Origin of the sequence: Umezawaea beigongshangensis (assembly GCF_016464305.1) — a bacterium.
Lineage (GTDB): Bacteria > Actinomycetota > Actinomycetes > Mycobacteriales > Pseudonocardiaceae > Umezawaea_A > Umezawaea_A beigongshangensis.
This window is the reverse complement of record NZ_JAEIOJ010000001.1, coordinates 50451-66769: the sequence shown is the minus strand read 5'-3', so window position 1 is coordinate 66769 and position 16319 is coordinate 50451. Positions and strand designations below refer to the sequence as shown.

At 72.2% G+C, this 16319-nt stretch carries 17 protein-coding genes; 7 read left to right on the top strand and 10 right to left on the bottom strand.

Annotated elements, in window-relative coordinates; genetic code table 11:
- Positions 1–2: 2 nt before the first annotated feature.
- From IMZ35_RS00320 to IMZ35_RS00310, 3 genes are all read right to left on the bottom strand, one after another.
- Positions 3–542, bottom strand: a complete 540-nt coding sequence (locus IMZ35_RS00320; protein ID WP_199438827.1) for a YbaB/EbfC family nucleoid-associated protein — start codon at positions 540–542, stop codon at positions 3–5.
- A 122-nt stretch (positions 543–664) separates the two neighbouring features.
- Entirely contained in the window at positions 665–1153 is a 489-nt protein-coding gene (locus IMZ35_RS00315) for a heme-degrading domain-containing protein (RefSeq protein WP_199438826.1), read from the bottom strand.
- 60 nt (positions 1154–1213) lie between these two features.
- On the bottom strand, positions 1214–1588 hold the full coding sequence (locus tag IMZ35_RS00310; RefSeq protein WP_199438825.1) for an FKBP-type peptidyl-prolyl cis-trans isomerase: 375 nt from the start codon (positions 1586–1588) through the stop codon (positions 1214–1216).
- A 169-nt stretch (positions 1589–1757) separates the two neighbouring features.
- Here IMZ35_RS00310 and IMZ35_RS00305 point away from each other — a divergent pair, with 169 nt between their 5' ends.
- Positions 1758–2570, top strand: coding sequence for a S1 family peptidase (locus IMZ35_RS00305; RefSeq protein WP_199438824.1), 813 nt, complete (start codon positions 1758–1760; stop codon positions 2568–2570).
- Positions 2571–2764: 194 nt separating this feature from the next.
- On the opposite strand, the gene IMZ35_RS00300 is transcribed toward IMZ35_RS00305, so the two are convergent.
- Positions 2765–3589: an EI24 domain-containing protein gene (locus IMZ35_RS00300; protein WP_307867605.1), complete on the bottom strand. Its 825-nt coding sequence runs from the start codon at positions 3587–3589 to the stop codon at positions 2765–2767.
- 116 nt (positions 3590–3705) lie between these two features.
- On the opposite strand from IMZ35_RS00300, the gene IMZ35_RS00295 reads away from it, so the two are divergent.
- Positions 3706–5349 carry a catalase gene (locus IMZ35_RS00295; RefSeq protein ID WP_199438823.1) on the top strand — a complete coding sequence of 548 codons (1644 nt, stop codon included), beginning with the start codon at positions 3706–3708 and terminating at the stop codon, positions 5347–5349.
- Positions 5350–5418: 69 nt separating this feature from the next.
- Positions 5419–5943 (top strand): DoxX family protein, encoded by a 525-nt coding sequence (locus IMZ35_RS00290; protein WP_199438822.1) that lies wholly within the window; start codon positions 5419–5421, stop codon positions 5941–5943.
- Between the two features lie 66 nt (positions 5944–6009).
- On the opposite strand, the gene IMZ35_RS00285 is transcribed toward IMZ35_RS00290, so the two are convergent.
- From IMZ35_RS00285 to IMZ35_RS00270, 4 genes are all read right to left on the bottom strand, one after another.
- Positions 6010–6189, bottom strand: coding sequence for a hypothetical protein (locus IMZ35_RS00285; RefSeq protein WP_199438821.1), 180 nt, complete (start codon positions 6187–6189; stop codon positions 6010–6012).
- A 106-nt stretch (positions 6190–6295) separates the two neighbouring features.
- Positions 6296–6763 (bottom strand): DUF309 domain-containing protein, encoded by a 468-nt coding sequence (locus tag IMZ35_RS00280; RefSeq protein ID WP_199438820.1) that lies wholly within the window; start codon positions 6761–6763, stop codon positions 6296–6298.
- A gap of 118 nt (positions 6764–6881) precedes the next feature.
- The gene (locus tag IMZ35_RS00275) at positions 6882–7724 is read right to left on the bottom strand and encodes a patatin-like phospholipase family protein (RefSeq protein WP_199438819.1); all 843 of its coding nucleotides are present in this window, start codon (positions 7722–7724) and stop codon (positions 6882–6884) included.
- Positions 7725–7737: 13 nt separating this feature from the next.
- Complete coding sequence (locus IMZ35_RS00270) at positions 7738–8943, bottom strand: cysteine desulfurase-like protein (RefSeq protein WP_199438818.1); 1206 nt, start codon at positions 8941–8943, stop codon at positions 7738–7740.
- 119 nt (positions 8944–9062) lie between these two features.
- Here IMZ35_RS00270 and IMZ35_RS00265 point away from each other — a divergent pair, with 119 nt between their 5' ends.
- Entirely contained in the window at positions 9063–9995 is a 933-nt protein-coding gene (locus IMZ35_RS00265; RefSeq protein WP_199438817.1) for an acyl-ACP desaturase, read from the top strand.
- A gap of 79 nt (positions 9996–10074) precedes the next feature.
- On the opposite strand, the gene IMZ35_RS00260 is transcribed toward IMZ35_RS00265, so the two are convergent.
- Positions 10075–10314 (bottom strand): DUF3761 domain-containing protein, encoded by a 240-nt coding sequence (locus tag IMZ35_RS00260; RefSeq protein ID WP_199438816.1) that lies wholly within the window; start codon positions 10312–10314, stop codon positions 10075–10077.
- A gap of 438 nt (positions 10315–10752) precedes the next feature.
- On the opposite strand from IMZ35_RS00260, the gene IMZ35_RS00255 reads away from it, so the two are divergent.
- The 3 genes from IMZ35_RS00255 (at position 10753) to IMZ35_RS00245 (ending at position 13557) form a co-directional block, all read left to right on the top strand.
- A complete protein-coding gene (locus tag IMZ35_RS00255) occupies positions 10753–10971 on the top strand; it encodes a DUF397 domain-containing protein (RefSeq protein WP_307867603.1) in 219 nt (72 codons plus the stop codon).
- Between the two features lie 221 nt (positions 10972–11192).
- On the top strand, positions 11193–12053 hold the full coding sequence (locus IMZ35_RS00250) for a helix-turn-helix domain-containing protein (protein ID WP_307867602.1): 861 nt from the start codon (positions 11193–11195) through the stop codon (positions 12051–12053).
- A 292-nt stretch (positions 12054–12345) separates the two neighbouring features.
- Positions 12346–13557 carry a hypothetical protein gene (locus tag IMZ35_RS00245; protein WP_199438815.1) on the top strand — a complete coding sequence of 404 codons (1212 nt, stop codon included), beginning with the start codon at positions 12346–12348 and terminating at the stop codon, positions 13555–13557.
- Positions 13558–13563: 6 nt separating this feature from the next.
- On the opposite strand, the gene IMZ35_RS00240 is transcribed toward IMZ35_RS00245, so the two are convergent.
- Positions 13564–16158, bottom strand: a complete 2595-nt coding sequence (locus tag IMZ35_RS00240) for an ATP-binding protein (RefSeq protein ID WP_199438814.1) — start codon at positions 16156–16158, stop codon at positions 13564–13566.
- Positions 16159–16319 lie beyond the last annotated feature (161 nt).

Below are 16319 nucleotides of genomic sequence, written 5' to 3'. Positions count from 1 at the left end.
GCTCAGGTCAGGACGGACTCGCCGCCGAAGTCGTCGTCGTCGTCATCTCGCCTGCGCCTCGGCGGAGGCGGCGGAGCGGGCGGGCCCGTGCGCGGCGGAGGCGGCGGAGGCGGCGCGTCGTCCTCCACGCCGAAGCGCAGCTCCGTGCCGTACGCGGGCGGCGGCTCCTCCGGCGGAGGAGCCGGGAAGTTCTTCTTGGCCTCGTCGAACAGCACGTTCGCGGTCTCGTCCTGCGTGCCGATCGTCTCGGCCATCGCCTGCTGGAGCAGTTCGGGGATCTTGGACTGCGCGCGCTGGAGCGTGCGCATGATCTCCTGCGACAGCTCGGCCATCCGCTTCTCGCGGGCGCCCTCGGCGATGGTGAGGTTCGTCAGGATGCCGTTGGACCCGATCGTGAGCTGCACCAGCCGGTCCGCCGACGTCTCGGTGATGGACATGCCCTGCACGCGCGTGGCCATCGCCTGGTAGCGGTTCGCGCGCTCCTGAACGCTGCTCTGCCACTGGGAGAGCATCCGTTCGGAGCCAGCGATGTCGTCGGGCACCCCGGTGTCCTTCCCCCTGCGATCGGTGCTCTGTCGTGCTGTTCGTCAAGGATGACGCAGCGCCGGGCCCGCGGGTTCCGGGACCGGCTCAAATGCTCCGAACGGAGCAGGCGCGCCGCGGGTCAGCTCCTCGTGGAGAGGAACTCCGCCAGCTGCTCCACGACGAACGCGTGGTCCTCCGCCTGCGGCAGGCCGGACACGCCGACCGTGCCGATCGGGCCCACGCCCCGGACGATCACCGGGAACACCCCGCCGTGCGCGGCGTAGCGGTCCGGGTCGAGCCGCGAGGACTCCTCGAACGTCGTGCCCCGCGCCCGGAAGTGCGTGCCCGTCCGGAACGAGCTCTGCCCGAACCGGTCCACGACGCGGCTCTTGCGCTCGATCCACTCGTCGTTGTCGGGCGACGTGCCCGGCAACGAGGCGTGGAAGAGGCGGTGGCCGTTGCGGCGGACCGAGATCGTCAGCGGCAGGCCGCGGGAGCGGGCCGCCGTGAGCAGGTGCAGACCCAGGTAGATCGCCGTGTCGTTGTCGAACTCGGTGAACTGCAACCGCTCCTCCTGCTCGGCCAGTTCGGCCAGCAGGACGCGGTGGTCGGTGTCGTCGGTGCTCATCACCGGCCAACCTACCCGCGCGGCGCCGTGCGAGGTCGACGGGCCGCGCGGGCGGGCGTCCTAGCTGACGCCGACCAGGTCGACGACGAAGACGAGCGTGGCACCGGGCTTGATCACGCCGCCCGCGCCGCGGTCGCCGTAGGCCAGGTGCGGGGGGATGGTGAGCCGGCGGCGGCCGCCGACCCGCATCCCCTGCACGCCCTGGTCCCACCCGGCGATGACGCGACCGCCGCCGAGCGGGAAGTCGAACGTGGACCCGCGGTTCCAGGACGCGTCGAACTCCTCGCCGGTGGCGTGGGAGACGCCGACGTAGTGCACGGAGACGAGCTGCCCCGCCTCGGCCACCGGGCCGTCGCCGACGGTGATGTCCTCGATCACCAGGTCCGCGGGCGGAGGCCCGTCGGGCCGGTCGATCTCGGGCTTCTGCAGGGCCATGGAATGTCCTCCTCGATCGGGTGTGTCCGCGCGCGAGTCAACCACGCGTGATCGCGTGCCGCCGTTCGGCCCACACCCACTGGCTCTTGCGCGTTCAGTGACCCTTCTGTTGCTCTGTGTACAACCTCAACGGCGAGGTCGACGAGGATTCCGAAGCAAGGAGATGATCATGGCGGAAACCCTGCACCGCCTGCGGTCGTTGTTGAGCGCCGCGGCGGTGGCCCTGCTGCTGCCGCTCGCCGGTGTCAGCGCGGCCTCGGCCGCGCCCCCGGTGTCCGACGACCCGGACCTCAGCACGCAGATCGTGGGCGGCAGCCGCGTCAGCACCACCACCTACCCGTGGGTGGTCTACCTCGCGACCTCGGGCGGCTCCCAGTACTGCGGAGGCACGCTCGTCGCGCCCAACAAGGTCGTCACCGCGGCGCACTGCACGGTGGGCGACAGCCCGTCTGCCGTGCGCGTCGTCTCCGGACGCGACGACAAGAGCTCCACCGCCGGCACCGTGTCGACGGTCAGCCGGATCTGGGTGCACCCCAGCTACAACTCCAACACGATGACCTCCGACGTGTCGGTGCTGACGCTGAGCACCAGTCTCAACCGCACGACCCTGCCGATCGCCACCTCGGCCGACTCGGCGCTCTACGCGGCGGGCACGACCGCGCGCATCCTCGGCTGGGGCACCACGTCCTCGGGCGGCTCGGCGTCGCGCTACCTGCTCTCCGCCACCGTGCCGCTGGTCAGCAGCTCCAGCTGCACGTCCTCCTACGGCTCCGAGTACTACTCGACGCACATGGTCTGCGCCGGCTACTCCTCGGGCGGCGTGGACACGTGCCAGGGCGACTCCGGCGGCCCGCTCGTCGCCGGCGGCAAGCTCATCGGTGTCACGTCGTGGGGCTACGGCTGCGCCTCGGCCGGCTACCCCGGCGTCTACTCCAGGGTGTCGAACTACGCCACGACGCTCCAGGCGCAGATCAACTCCTGATCCACCGCGGAGGCCGCCGGGGGCGTCACGCGCTCCCGGCGGTCTCCGCTCTCCCCGCGCCGGGCGCGGGGGTCGGCCGCGCCGCACGTCGGCCGCGCGGGTTCGCCGCGGCGGGGCCGTGCCCGTCCCCGGCCACGGGTCCGGTCGTCCTGCCGGTGGCGGACGACGCCACCGCGCGGCGCCGGGACGCCGGATCAGCGCACCGGGGCGCCGTCCGGCCGAACGGCCGGCGTCTGCGCGAGCAGCTGGTGCGCGAGCACGGTGCCACCCGCCATCGCGGCCGGCATCACGACCAGCGCCGCGAGCGGGACCAGGCACAGCAGGTAGGTGGGCACGGCGAAACCGAGCGTCAGCGCCCTGCGCCGGCTCAGCGCCCGCCTGCGCACGGCGAGGGACTTCCCCCTGCGGGTGAAGGGGATGCCGGTCAGCTCGACGCCGAGCAGGGCGGCGTTGACGCACACGGCCAGCACCGGCACCACCGTCTGCCCGACCACGGGGACGAACCCGGCGAGGAACAGCGGGACCGCGCACAGCACGGCGATGCAGATCAGCAGCGCGCCGTCGCGCGCGCCCACCACCGCCGAGCGCCACCAGGTGACCTGCTCGGCCTCCGGCACGCCGCCCATCTCGTCCTCGACGTGCTCGGCGATGTGCTCGTAGAAGGGACCGCCGACGATCAGCGTGATCGCGGTGAACAGCAGCAGCCCGATCGCGACGAACGCCGTGACGAGCGAGGCTCCGGCGGCGAAGCGCGCGACCGTGCGGACGGTCTCGTTCCAGTCGTCGGCGAAGGGCGTGGCCCACGCGACGAGGTCCTCGATCCACACGCCCAGCGCGACGACGCCGCCGATCAGCAGCGCCGTCGTGATCAGTGCGGGGATCGCGCCGATCAGCAGCAGGCGCGGCGTGCGGAACACCAGCCCGAAACCGCGGCCGAGCAGACCCACACCGCTGGAGAAGTCGCGCAGCACCCTGATCACGGCGGGCAGCATAGCCGTGCCCGCGGTGACGGTCGGCACCCGTGAACTCCACCGATCAGGGGAACCGCCTCACCCGCTGGTGGCGAGTGGGCGGGGGAGGCGCGGGTAGGCCCAGTTCTGGCCCGCATCCGCCACCAGGAAGGACCGGTTCACCCATGACCGACGTGTCGAGCCAGGGCTCGGAGGCGGGGGACGACCGCCCGGTCCTGACGAACCGGCAGGGGCACCCCGTCTACGACAACCAGAACCAGCGCACGGTCGGCGCCCGCGGCCCGGCGACGCTGGAGAACTACCAGTTCCTGGAGAAGATCAGTCACTTCGACCGGGAGCGCATCCCGGAGCGGGTGGTGCACGCGCGCGGCACCACGTCCTTCGGGTACTTCGAGGCCTACGGGAAGTGGGGCGACGAGCCGATCGCGAAGTACACCCGCGCGAAGCTGTTCGCCGAACCGGGCAAGCGCACCGACGTCGCCGTCCGCTTCTCCAGCGTCATCGGCGGCCGGGACTCCTCGGAGGCGGCGCGCGACCCGCGCGGCTTCGCGGTGAAGTTCTACACCGAGGACGGCAACTGGGACGTGGTCGGCAACAACCTCGCGGTGTTCTTCATCCGCGACGCGGTCAAGTTCCCGGACGTGATCCACGCGCTGAAGCCGGACCCGGTGACGTTCCGCCAGGAACCGGCGCGCATCTTCGACTTCATGTCGCAGACGCCGGAGGCGATGCACATGCTGGTCAACCTGTTCAGCCCGCGGGGCATCCCGGCGGACTACCGGCACATGCAGGGCTTCGGCGTGAACACCTACAAGTGGCTCGACGCGAACGGCGACAGCGTCCTGGTGAAGTACCACTGGATGCCGAAGCAGGGCGTGAGGAGCATGACCGAGGAGGACGCCGCGAAGGTGCAGGCGCGGGACCTCGGCCACGCCACGAAGGACCTGCGGGACGCCATCGACGCCGGCGACTTCCCCGAGTGGGAGATGCTGGTGCAGATGATGTCCGACGACGACCACCCGGAGCTGGACTTCGACCCCCTGGACGACACGAAGGTGTGGCCGGAGAACGAGTTCCCGGCGAAGCCGGTGGGCCGCATGGTGCTCGACCGCAACGTGAGCGACTTCTTCACCGAGAACGAGCAGATCGCCTTCGGCACCGGCGTCCTGGTCGACGGCCTCGACTTCTCCGACGACAAGATGCTGGTCGGCCGCACGTTCTCCTACAGCGACACCCAGCGCTACCGGGTCGGGCCGAACTACCTCCAGCTGCCGGTGAACCAGGCGAAGACGCGGGTGCGCACCAACCAGCGCGACGGGCAGATGGACTACCGCACCGACGCGGGGGGCGAGAACCCGCACGTGAACTACGAGCCGTCGATCATCGACGGCCTGCGGGAGGCCGAGTACCCCACGCACGACGACCAGGGGCCGGAGATCGCCGGTCGCCTGACCCGCAAGCGCATCCCGCGCACCGACGACTACACCCAGGCCGGGCAGCGCTACCTGCTCATGGAGGACTGGGAGCGCGACGACCTCGTCGCGAACTTCACCACCCTGCTGTCGCAGTGCCCGCGCCCGATCCAGGAGCGGATGGTGTGGCACTTCCTCCTCGTCGAGGACGACCTCGGCCTGCGCGTCGGCGAGGGACTGGGCATCGCGCCGCAGGACGTGGCCGGGCTGGAGCCGCTGGCCGGCCAGACGCTGACCGACGGGGACCGGGCGCGTCTGGCGAACCTCGGCTCCAACGGGCCGCGCGACGTCGAGGGCCTGAAGATGACGCACTGCGTGCCCGACGCGCGCGTCTGACGGGGTTGGGGACGAGCGCGGCCGGGTACTCCCGGACCCGACTCTCGACCGTGGTGAGGAGATCGTTCGATGATCCTTCGGAGACTGGCCAGGCCGCTGCTGTCAGCGGCGTTCATCTCGGACGGCGTGGACGGCCTCCGCGACCCGGAGGCCAGGGCCAAGGCGGCGCAGCCCGTCGTGGACGCGGTGCTCACCCGCACCCGCGACCGGCTGCCGCAGGGCGTGCCGACCGACGCGGCGACGCTGGTGAAGGTCGACGCCGCGGTGAAGGTGGTCGCCGGGACGATGCTGGCGTTGAACAAGTTCCCCCGCCTGTCGGCCGCGCTGCTCGCGGGCAGCCTGATCCCGACGACGATCGCGGCGCACCCGTTCTGGGAGCACGACGCCGACCCGGCCCGGCGCTCGGCCGACCGGCTGCACTTCCTGAAGAACACGTCCCTGCTGGGCGGTCTGCTGGTGGCCTCGGCCGACACGGCGGGCAAGCCGTCGCTGGGCTGGCGGGCCAGGCGGGCGGCGCGCAGGGGAGCGCGCCAGGTGTCGAGCACGGCTGAGCGCGTGTCCGGCAGGGTCGGGGACGTCCTGCCCTCGCGCTGATCACCCCCCGACGACTCCGCCCGCTCCGCTGTCGCGGGGCGGGCGGTTCGTCGTCCACGGCCGGGGTCAGCGGCGGCGGCGCCAGTTGACGCTGCGCGACGCGCCGACGCCGCCCAGGTGCAGCGCGAGGCAGAGCAGACCGGCGAGCAGGAGCGTGCCGTTGTCGAGCACGCTGCCCAGCGACGCGTTCGCCAGGTCGAGCAACAGCGCCAAGCCGAAGATCACTGCGGCAACCAGTGCGAGCACGGGAGTCTCCTTCGTCGTCGGGTGGAAGAACCCTGGTGACGAACTACCCGTGGCCGCGCACCGCGAAGCGGGCGTTCGGCGCAACTCGACTGCTCCGACCGGACGTTCAGCGCGTCAGCCGGGGAGGCGCGGGGGTGAACTCCCGGCTCCGCTCGGTGTTCTCCGCCGTCTCGCGGGCCCAGTCGACCAGGCCCGCCACGTCCACGCCGTGCGGCGGGTCGGTGGCGAAGGGCTCGACGTTGGCCGCGCCCCGGCGCAGCAGCGCCGTCGCTCCGGCGCTGTTGCCGCGCAGCGCGTGCGTCAGTCCCACGGCGAGCTGGGCGAGCCCCCGCCACAGCTCTCGCTCGGGCTCCGGGGCCGACTTCCAGGCGTCCTCCAGCACCTCGTGCGCGTGGAAGGGCATCGTCTCGTCGAGCAGGCGCTGCGCCTCGGACAGGGACTCCGCCGGTGGACGCACGACGCCCTCCGGCTGGCGCTCCACGCCGGGCAGTCCGTGCGGGAGCGGACGGCCGAGGCCGTCGCGCGGGCGGGAGTTGCGTGCTCGGCCCTCGGCGTCGCGGTCGCGATCGGTCACGGTCCGATGGTCGCACGTCCGGGGGAGGTGACGTCGTGCGCGCCCGGTGCCGGACAGCGTCTGCCCGCCAGCGGGACGGCGTCGGCGGGAACCGGCCGACCGGTTCCCGCCGCACTCCTCAGCCGCCCCAGAGCAGCCGGACCTCGTCCGCGACGAGAGCCGCCTGCGCCCGCCCGGCCCGCGCCGCGCCGGGCCGCGTGGCCGGGTCCAGCGGGTTCGACCCGAACGCCGCCGCGGACTGCTCGTCGGCGGCGAAGAGTCGCACCTGCGTCGTGGCGGCCAGCCGCTCGGCCTCCTGCACCGGACCGCCGAACGGGTTGCCCTCCGGCGGCACCATCGGCGCGAGGATCACCACCGCGTCGCAGCCCCCGGCCAGATCGGCGTTGGTGATCGAGCGGACGCCGCCGTCGATCCACCGGTCGTCCCCAATGGTGATGGGCGGCCACACGCCGGGCACGGCGCAACTGGCCGCCACGGCGTCGACCAGCCCCGCTCCGGAGTCGCGGTCGAACGCGGTCCACTCGCCGGTGACCGCGTTCACCGCGACCACCAGCAGCCGCCGCTCCGGCCACTCGTGCACCGGCAGCCGCGACGCGATGACGTCGCGCCGCTCGGCCTCCGGCACGGTGTCCGCCGCGAGGGCGATCGCCCCGATGCGCGCCCGCACCTCCTGCGGCGTCGTCGCTCCGGCCATGGCCTCCAGCACCGCCGTGCCGAACCGCTCGGCGTCGAAGTCCACCGGCCGCTCGGCGCCGGAGCCCGCTTCGAGCTGCGCCTGGTAGAGCTCCTCCAGGTCGGCCCCCGTCGTGAGAAGCGCACCCACCACGGACCCCGCCGACGTGCCCACCACGAGTTCGGCGTCGGTCACGTCGACACCGTGGTCGAGCAGGCCCCGCAGCACCCCGATCTCCCAGGCGATCCCGGCCAGACCACCGCCACCCAGCACCAGCGCACGCGACATGGGAGTCCTCTCGTCAGGGACGCGCCGTGCGCGCCACACCGTCCAGCAAACGGTCCACGTCGGACTCGTTCGTGTAAGGGGCGATCCCGGCGCGCACCGCACCCGTGTCGCCCAGCCCGGCCCAGCGGGAGCACTCCAGGGCGTAGAAGTGCCCGGCGGGCGCGTTCACCCCGATCCGCGCGAGCTGGCGGCGCACCTCGTCCGGGGCGACCCCGTCCACCGAGAACAGCACGGTCGGCGTGCGCGGCCGGTCCGGTGCTCCGTGCAGGACGACGCCGTCGATCGCGCGCAGTCCCGCCTCCAGCCGGTCGCGCAGACCGGCCTCGTGCTCGTCGAGCGCCTCGAACGACGTGCGCAGGCGTTCCCGGCGCGATCCCGAGCCCGGCACGAGCCCCGCGAGGAAGTCCACCGCCGCCGTCGTGCCCGCGAGCAGCTCGTAGGGCAGCGTGCCCAGCTCGAACCGCTCCGGGACCGCGTTCGTGGACGGCAGCAGCTTGTCCGGCTCCAGCGTCTCCAGCAGCGCCGGCGCCGCCGCCGTCAGGCCCAGGTGGGGGCCGAGGAACTTGTAGGGGGAGCAGACGAACAGGTCGGCGCCCAGCTCGGCGACGTCGACGTGCGCGTGCGGCGTCAGGTGCACGCCGTCGACGTGCAGCAGCGCCCCCGCGTCGTGCACGACCCGCGCGATCTGCGCGACGTCGGGCCGCGTGCCCAGCAGGTTCGACGCCCCCGTCACGGCGACGAGCCGCGTGCGGCCGGAGAGCTGCGCGGCCACGTGCGAGACGTCGAGCACGCCCGTGGCGGCGTCGAAGTCGGCCCAGCGGACGGTCGCGCCCGCGGCCTGCGCCGCCAGCACCCACGGGCGGATGTTCGCGTCGTGGTCCAGCCGGGTGACCACCACCTCGTCGCCGGGACCCCAGGTCTTCGCGAGGGTCCGGGCGAAGTCCTGGACGAGTTGCGTCGCGCTGCGCCCGAACACGATCCCGCGGGGGTCGGCGCCCAGCAGGTCGGCCGCCGCCTCGCGGGCCGCGACCACGATCCCGTCGGCGCGGCGCTCAGCGGCCGTCGTCGTGCCCCGGTTTGACAGGGCCGAGCGCAGGGCACCCGCGACGGCGTCCGCAACCTCCTCGGGGACCTGGGAGCCACCGGGGCCGTCGAAGTGGGCGGCGCCCTCGTCGAGCGCCGGGAAGTGTGCTCGCACGGCGGTGACGTCGTAGTGCACGGCTGTCTCCTCACGTCTTGCCCGACCGGCCCGACCGTACCTCGATCCCACGGTTACGCCTCCGTAGGTTACGGTCGCGTAGGTTAGGGGGGACCGATCCCTCGGAAGGATGAAATCTCATGGCCACGTCCGCAACCGCGCGACTGCTTCTGGAACTCGAATCGACGGTGGAGGAGAACCTCAACCGCCACTTGAACATCGCCAAGGAGTGGATGCCCCACGAGTTCGTGCCCTGGAGCGAGGGACGCAACTTCGCCGACCTCGGTGGTGAGGACTGGTCGGAGGAGCAGTCCAAGCTCACGCCCATCGCGCGCACCGCGCTGGAGGTGAACCTGCTGACCGAGGACAACCTGCCGAGCTACCACCGCGAGATCCACCGGACGTTCGGCCGCGAGGGCGCCTGGGGAAACTGGGTGCACCAGTGGACCGCCGAGGAGGGCAGGCACGGCATCTGCCTGCGCGACTACCTCGTCGTGACCAGGGCCGTCGACCCCGTCGAGCTGGAGCGTCAGCGCATGCAGGTCATGCAGCTCGGGTACGACACCGAGGAGAAGCCGATGCTCCAGGTCTTCGCCTACGTGTCGTTCCAGGAGCTGGCGACCCGCATCTCGCACCGCAACGCGGGCCGCTACACGCAGGACACGATCGCGGACAAGCTCCTCGGCCGCATCGCCGCCGACGAGAACCTGCACATGATCTTCTACCGCAACCTCGTGACGGCGGCCCTGGAGATCACGCCCGACGAGATGGTGCGGGCGATCACCGACGAGGTCATCGGCTTCGAGATGCCCGGCAGCATCATCCCCAGCTTCACCCGCAAGGCGGCCCTGATGGCGAAGGCGGGCATCTACGACCTGCGCATCCACCACGACGACGTGGTGTGGCCGCTGCTGCGCCACTGGAAGATCTTCGAGCTGGAGGGTCTCGGCGAGGTCGGCGAGACCGCGCGTCGCGAGCTCGGCGAGTTCCTGACCAAGCTGGACACCCAGGCCAGCCGTTTCGTCGAGCGCCGTGATCGCGCCGCCGCGCGTGTTCTCGCCGCCGGAGCCTGATCCCCGTCCGGACTCCGCCGACCAGGCCGAGCCACCACGCCCCGCGGGGCCTCGGCCTGGTCCCCGTTCGCGCTCGCGCTCAGTACCAGCGCGCCACGCCACCGCGTCCGGTGCAGGTGGTCGCGCGGTCGGCGGAGAAGCTGTAGTTGCCGTCGTTGCACCGGGCCGTGGCCCCCTGCGGCGACTCCGGGAGGTGTCGGGACGGTGCCGGCGCGGCGCCGCCGTCGGAGCCGCCGAGCGTCAGCAGCGCCATCGCGCCCGCGCTCACCGCGGTCGCCAGCCGACCGGTTCCGCGCACGCCGAAGAGGGCTCTGCTCATGGTGGATCTCCCGTCCGATGCGCGGAGCGTCCGCGCGAGATGCGCGGCGAGCGACTTTTCCGCATTTCTGCGTATTTTGTCGGCGCCGTCGCCCGTTGACTGATCTGACTATGGAAGATTCACCCCTCGGCGTTAGCCGGAGCAACGATGTTCACCCTTTCAGGGCATAAAGGTTGCGGCCGAAGTGAACGTCCGGTCGTCGCGACACCGAGTTCTGCGTGGTCGTGCGGGGAGTCCGTCGACTTTCTGACCAGTGACTTTCCGCCTTTTTGCCTATCGGTCGGCTACCTCTGTCGGCGGTGTCCGACATCAACTTCCGCGGCTTAGGCTGAGGGGCGGGCCACGGCCGTTCGCCGCCTCCCGCCGTTCACGGGTGCGCGCGGTTCGCGGGCCGACGTCGACGTGGACGGTCCGGGGACCGTGAAGATCGGGGAACACGTGGCTGAACGAGGGAAAGCGCACCTGGTCGAGGTCGACTCCGACGGGCTGCGCTGGGTGAAGGCGTCCAGGAGCGGCTCCACGACCGGCAGCTGCGTGGAGTGCGCCCGGACCGGTGAGCGGGTGCTCGTGCGGGACTCCAAGCACCGCGAGCAGAGACTGCGCTTCCCGGGCGCGCAGTGGGCGCTGTTCGTGTCCTCGATCGCCGGGAACCGCTGAGAAGATCGCTTTCGTGCCACGGGTCCGCCCCTTCCGGGCGGGCCCGTTCTGTCGTTCGCGCCACCTCCTCGTGGTGGTGCGCCGGTGGCACGACGCACCCCGCTGAAAGAGTCAACGCGAAAAGCGAGTTGCAGCGTGACTCCGATCACAACGAATGCTACCGTGATGCCACCTGGCAGAAAGCCAGTCGCGTTCTGACAAGGGTCGAATCGAGGAGCAGCGTGCCCGGTACTGACAACCCGCTCGTCCAGCAGCGCCGCTTGTTGACCGAGCTGCGACGCGCGCGGGAGGACTCCGACTTCACGCAGCGCGATGTCGCCGATGCGCTGGAGTGGTCGGTCTCGAAGCTGATCCGCATCGAGAACGGGACGGTCGGCGTCGGGATCACGGACCTGAAAGCACTGCTCCAGCACTACGGCATCGCGGACAAGCAGCGTGTCGACAACTTCGTCGAGATGGCCCGCGCCAGCAAGAAGGCGGCCTGGTGGAACGAGTACAAGGACCACGGGCCGCAGCACTTCCCGACCTTCCTCGGGCTGGAGGCGTCGGCGATCCGCCTGCGGGTGTACCAGAGCGTGGTCGTCCACGGCCTGCTCCAGATCCCGGAGTACTCGCTGCCGATGGTCAGACTGGGCGCTCCCGACGAGGAGACGATCAAGCGCGGCCTGGAGATCCGCCGCAAGCGCCAGACCGTGCTCCAGCCGGAGGACGGACCGGAGATGTTCTTCATCCTCGACGAGTCGGTGCTGCACCGCGTCATCGGCGACGAGCAGACGCTGCGCAAGCAGCTGGAGCGGCTCAAGGAACTGGCCGAGCTGCCCCACCTCTCGATCCAGATCATGCCCTTCAAGGCCGGCATCCACCCCGGCATGAAGACCTCGTTCGAGATCTTCGAGCTGTCCGACGAGCTCGACGACTACGCGCTCCTGCTGGAGCAGCCCTACAAGGACACGCTGATCCCCAACAGCTCGGAGGAGACGAGGGAGTACGTCAACTACTTCTTCCAGCTGGAGAAGATCGCGCTGCCCGCGTCCGAGACCCCGCGCGTCATCGACGAGCGGTTGAAGCAGATGGGAGCGTGACGGAGGTGACGGCTCGCTGACCGAGTTCGGGCGGCTTCTGCCGCGAACAGAAGCCGCCCGATAGGCAACTCACCCAGACCCACAGCAGTTGAGGCGAGGAGTCGCTGCCGCGCATCCCAGCCTACGACGCCCGCTGCGTCGTGGCTGCCCCCATCCAGGTTCCTTCGGGTGAATCACGCGGGGCACGTCGGCCTCCCCTCACGGGAGGATCAGCATGACGACCGAACACGTATCGAGGACGGCCCCCACATCCGACTCCTACGGCAGTCGTGACACCCAGAGCACAGTTCTGGTGGCAGTGCACACGATCACGAGTCTTGCGCGCCTGCTGACGATCGTCACCTTCCTGGAGCGGGACGAGCGGATCGAGGTCCTGTTCACCCGCGTGCCCGACGAGCTCGGTGCCGGTGTCGACGAGGCCCTCGCGCAGATGGGGGCGAAGGTGGTCCCCTGGGAGGAGGCGACCCGTCTGTCCGCCGACCTGGTGGTCGCCGCCGCGCTGCACCGCATCGAGGACCTGCCCGCCCGGCGCCGGATGGCCGTCGGCCACGGCGCCGCCTTCATCAAGCAGTACCCGGCCGCCACCAGGCGCGGGTTCGCCACCTACGGGCTCGAAGAGGGATCCCTGGTCCACGAGGGCGAGGTCGTCGTGGACGCCCTGGTCCTGTCGCACACCGACCAGCTCGCGCGGCTCCAGCAGCAGTGCCCGCAGGCCGCGCCGAACGCCGTCGAGGGCGGAGACCCCGCCTACGACGTCCTGCTGGCCAGTGCGTCGCAGCGGGAGGTGTTCCGCCGCGACCTGCGGGTCCGCTCGGGACAGACCCTCGTCGTGCTGTCCTCCACGTGGGGACCGCACTCGTTGTTCGGCGGGGGCTGCGCTCCGCTGCGGCGGATCGTGGAGGACCTGCCGGCCGACCACCGGGTGGTGCTCACCCTGCACCCGGCGATCTGGGCCCACCACGGCGAGCGCGCGGTGCTGAGCTGGCTGCACGACGCCCTGGCCGCCGGGATGGACGTGGAGGACCCGCGCTCGGAGTGGGCCGGACTGCTGATCGCGGCTGACGTCGTGCTGGGCGACCCGGGGAGCATCGCCCTGTACGCGGCGGCGATCGGCAAGCCGGTGCTGCTCACCTCGGACGGGCAGCACCGGGTCGACCCGGAGTCGGTGATGAGCGAGCTGGCCGGGATCGGCCCGCTGTGGCGTCCCGACCTGCCGCTGGGACCGCAGTTCGACGCCGCCCGCGACGTCCAGCGGGAGCAGGAGGCCGTGGCCCGGCAGCGGGTGTCCTCGGTGCCGGGCAAGTCCGTGGCGATCCTCCAGCAGACCGCCTACCAGTTGCTGGAGCTGCCGGAACCGACCAGCACCCCGAAGCCGGAGCCCTGCGGCCCGCCCGGGCTGGTGGACGTGTTCGACCCGCGCAACCGCTTCCTGCACGGTTCGCCCCGGCAGTGCACCGCGGGTGCGCGCGGGGCGGGTCTCCGCAAGCTCGGTGGCCGCAGGTAGCGGGGATCAGCCGTCCAGGGCGCGGAACTCCTCCCGCGCCCTGGCGGCCCCGAAGTTCCCCAGCTCCTCCAGGATCTCCACGTGCCGCTGGAACAGCGGGCGGGCACCGGCCACGTCACCCGTGGCCAGGTGCACGTCGGCCAGCGCGCGCAGGGCGTCGGACTCCCCGAGCGGGGAGGCCGACGCCCGCATGGCCCGCAGCACCGCGGCCAGCTTCTCCCTCGCCGGGGCGTACCGGCCGACGGCGGTCTCGGCGCGTGCCCGGTGCAGCAGCGCGCGCGCCGTGTTGTACGGATCGGGCACCGGCAGCGCCGACAGGACGTCGTGCGCCTCGGCCAGGTGCGGCAGCGCCTCGTCGGAGCGGCCGGCCGCGCTCAGGGCGCGGCCGACGCTGATCAGCGCGAGTCCCGTGCTGCGGTGCTGTCCCAGCTCGCGGTAGGCGGCCAGCGCCTGTTCGAACCGCTCCAGCGCGCGGACGGCGTCGCCCTGGTCGAGGTGGGCGAAGCCGAAGCGCTCCAGCGATCCGGCGACGCGGTGCTCCTCGCCCAGTTCCCGCCACAGCTCGGCGGCCCGCGCCAGGTGCGGCAGGGCCTCGTCGTTGCGGCCCTGCGCGTGCAGCAGCAGTCCCAGCCTGTCCTCGGCCTCCGCCTCGGCGAAGTGGTCACCGCAGTCGCGCGCGGCCCGCACCGCCAGCAGGTCGAACTCCAGCTGGTCGCGGTAGTGGTTGCGGTAGAGGAACAGGCCCCACATGGAGTCGGCGAGCTGACAGGCCACCTCGGGCCAGTCGTGGCCCGCGGCGAACCGCGTCGCCGCCAGGACGTTCACCCGCTCCCGCTCGAACCAGCGCAGCGCGGCGGAGTGGGAGCGGAACGACAGCGGCTCCACGGGCAGGTGCTCGATCGCGCGGCGCAGCTCGCCGCGGTGCGGGGTGGCGACGCGGCTCGCCCTGGTCGCGGTGTCGAGGTACCAGTCGAGCATCCGCCGCAGCGCCAGCCGTCTGCTGTCCGGGGTCTCGGACACCTCGGCCTGCTCGCGGGCGTGCAGCCGGACCAGGTCGTGGAAGCCGTAGTGGTCGGCGTCCCTCTCCTCCAGCAGGCTCGCCTCGATCAGCTCGTCCACCAGCCGTTCGCCCTCGGACGTCCGCGCGCCCAGGGAAGCGGCCGCCAGGTGGGTCTGGAAGTCGGGGCCGGGGTGCAGGCCGAGCAGCCGGTAGAGCCGGGCCGCCTGCGGGGACAGGGACCGGTAGGACACGTCGAACACGGCTTTCACGGAGAGCTCCTCCCGGTAGGAGAGGTGGGCGAGCCGCTGTCGCTCGTCGAGCAGGTCGGCGACGGCCTTCTCCACCGTCCAGCGCGGACGTGACGCGAGACGCGCGCCACCGACGCACAGCGCGATGGGCAGTCCGCCGCACAGGTCGGCGAGTTCCGCGGCCCGGTCGGGCTCGGCCGTGATCCGGGCCTCGCCGACCAGACGGTGCAGCAGCGCGAGGGACTCCGTCTGCGTCAGATGCTCCACTTCCACGAACTTCGCCCCATCGGCGGCGAGCACGCCCAGCCGCACCGGGCCGGACACGACGATCGCGCTGTCCCGCCCGGACGGCACCAGCAGGCGCACCTGCTCGGCCGAGGTGGCCCCGTCCAGCACCACCAGCAGGTTCCGGCCGGTGGTGAGCGAGCGGTACAGCGCGGCCTGCTCGGCGACGGCGAGCGGGACGCGGTTCGGCGCGACCCCGAGCGCGCGCAGGAAGCGGCACAGCACCTCGCTCGCGTCGGCGCCGGGCTCCCCGAGGTCCGCGTGCAGCTGGCCGTCGCGGAACCGCTCCGCCGCGCGGTGCGCCCAGTGCAGCGCGAGCGTCCGCTTGCCCACGCCGGGCGGTCCGACGAGCACGATCACGCCGGCGCCGCCCTCGCGCAGGCCGTCCAGCTCCCGCAGCAGCGCCTCCCGTCCGACGAGCACGCCCGGTGCCGGCAGCTGGTGCGGGGCCGTCCCGTCCGGCTCGTCCGGCCCGGTGTCGGGCGCGGCGCTGCTGCCGGGCAGGTGGACCCAGCCGTGCGTGCGGGTCGCCTTGACCCGGATGTCGACGGGGTGGAACAGCGCCGCGTCGACGCCCCGGTAGCCGCGCAGCACGGTCCGCGCGTGCACCTCGTCGGAGAGCACGACCACCAGGTCCGTGGTGGCGTGCAGCAGCGCCGTCCGGACCGGGGCCGCGTCCACGAGGCGGCACGCGAGCAGCAGGTCCTGGCCGGTGAAGCCGTGGCCGTCGTGGCCCACGTCGCCCGCGTGCAGCGCGAGACGCACCCGGAACCGCTCGGCGAGCGCCGCCGACCGGTTGTGCTCGCGCAGCCCGGCCGCGAGCAGGTCGAGCAGGGGCGTGAGCAGCAGCAGCGCGGGCACGTCCGCCGGGATCAGCAGGATCGCGCCGTCCCCGCGATCTTCCAGGACGCACGACCGCCACGGCACTCCCGCGCCGTCGAAGCACTCCTCGAAGATCCGGTAGAGGGCGGTGCGGACGGCGGCCCGCGCCCGCTCGTCGCGGTGCGGGTCGCCGAAGCCCTCGACGTCGAAGGTGAGGATCGAGCGGTGTGACGGGAGGTCCTGCACTGCACGCTCCGGAGGCGGGTGGTCCGATCCTCGTGCGCGAGATCGTCCCCGCGACAGCGGCCGGTCGGGTGGGAGGAGCGGCGGAACGGGTGACGCGTTCCGCGCTGCCGCTGCGTCTACCGCACGAGGCTTCCCGATGTTCACCCGGTGGAGAGGTAGCC

Coding starts and splice junctions, on each gene's coding strand:
- IMZ35_RS00310 (WP_199438825.1), bottom strand. CDS start 1,588: ATGGCCCTGCAGAAGCCCGAGATCGACCGGCCCGACGGGCCTCCGCCC.
- IMZ35_RS00315 (WP_199438826.1), bottom strand. CDS start 1,153: ATGAGCACCGACGACACCGACCACCGCGTCCTGCTGGCCGAACTGGCC.
- IMZ35_RS00265 (WP_199438817.1), top strand. CDS start 9,063: ATGGCCACGTCCGCAACCGCGCGACTGCTTCTGGAACTCGAATCGACG.
- IMZ35_RS00305 (WP_199438824.1), top strand. CDS start 1,758: ATGGCGGAAACCCTGCACCGCCTGCGGTCGTTGTTGAGCGCCGCGGCG.
- IMZ35_RS00290 (WP_199438822.1), top strand. CDS start 5,419: ATGATCCTTCGGAGACTGGCCAGGCCGCTGCTGTCAGCGGCGTTCATC.
- IMZ35_RS00275 (WP_199438819.1), bottom strand. CDS start 7,724: ATGTCGCGTGCGCTGGTGCTGGGTGGCGGTGGTCTGGCCGGGATCGCC.
- IMZ35_RS00295 (WP_199438823.1), top strand. CDS start 3,706: ATGACCGACGTGTCGAGCCAGGGCTCGGAGGCGGGGGACGACCGCCCG.
- IMZ35_RS00260 (WP_199438816.1), bottom strand. CDS start 10,314: ATGAGCAGAGCCCTCTTCGGCGTGCGCGGAACCGGTCGGCTGGCGACC.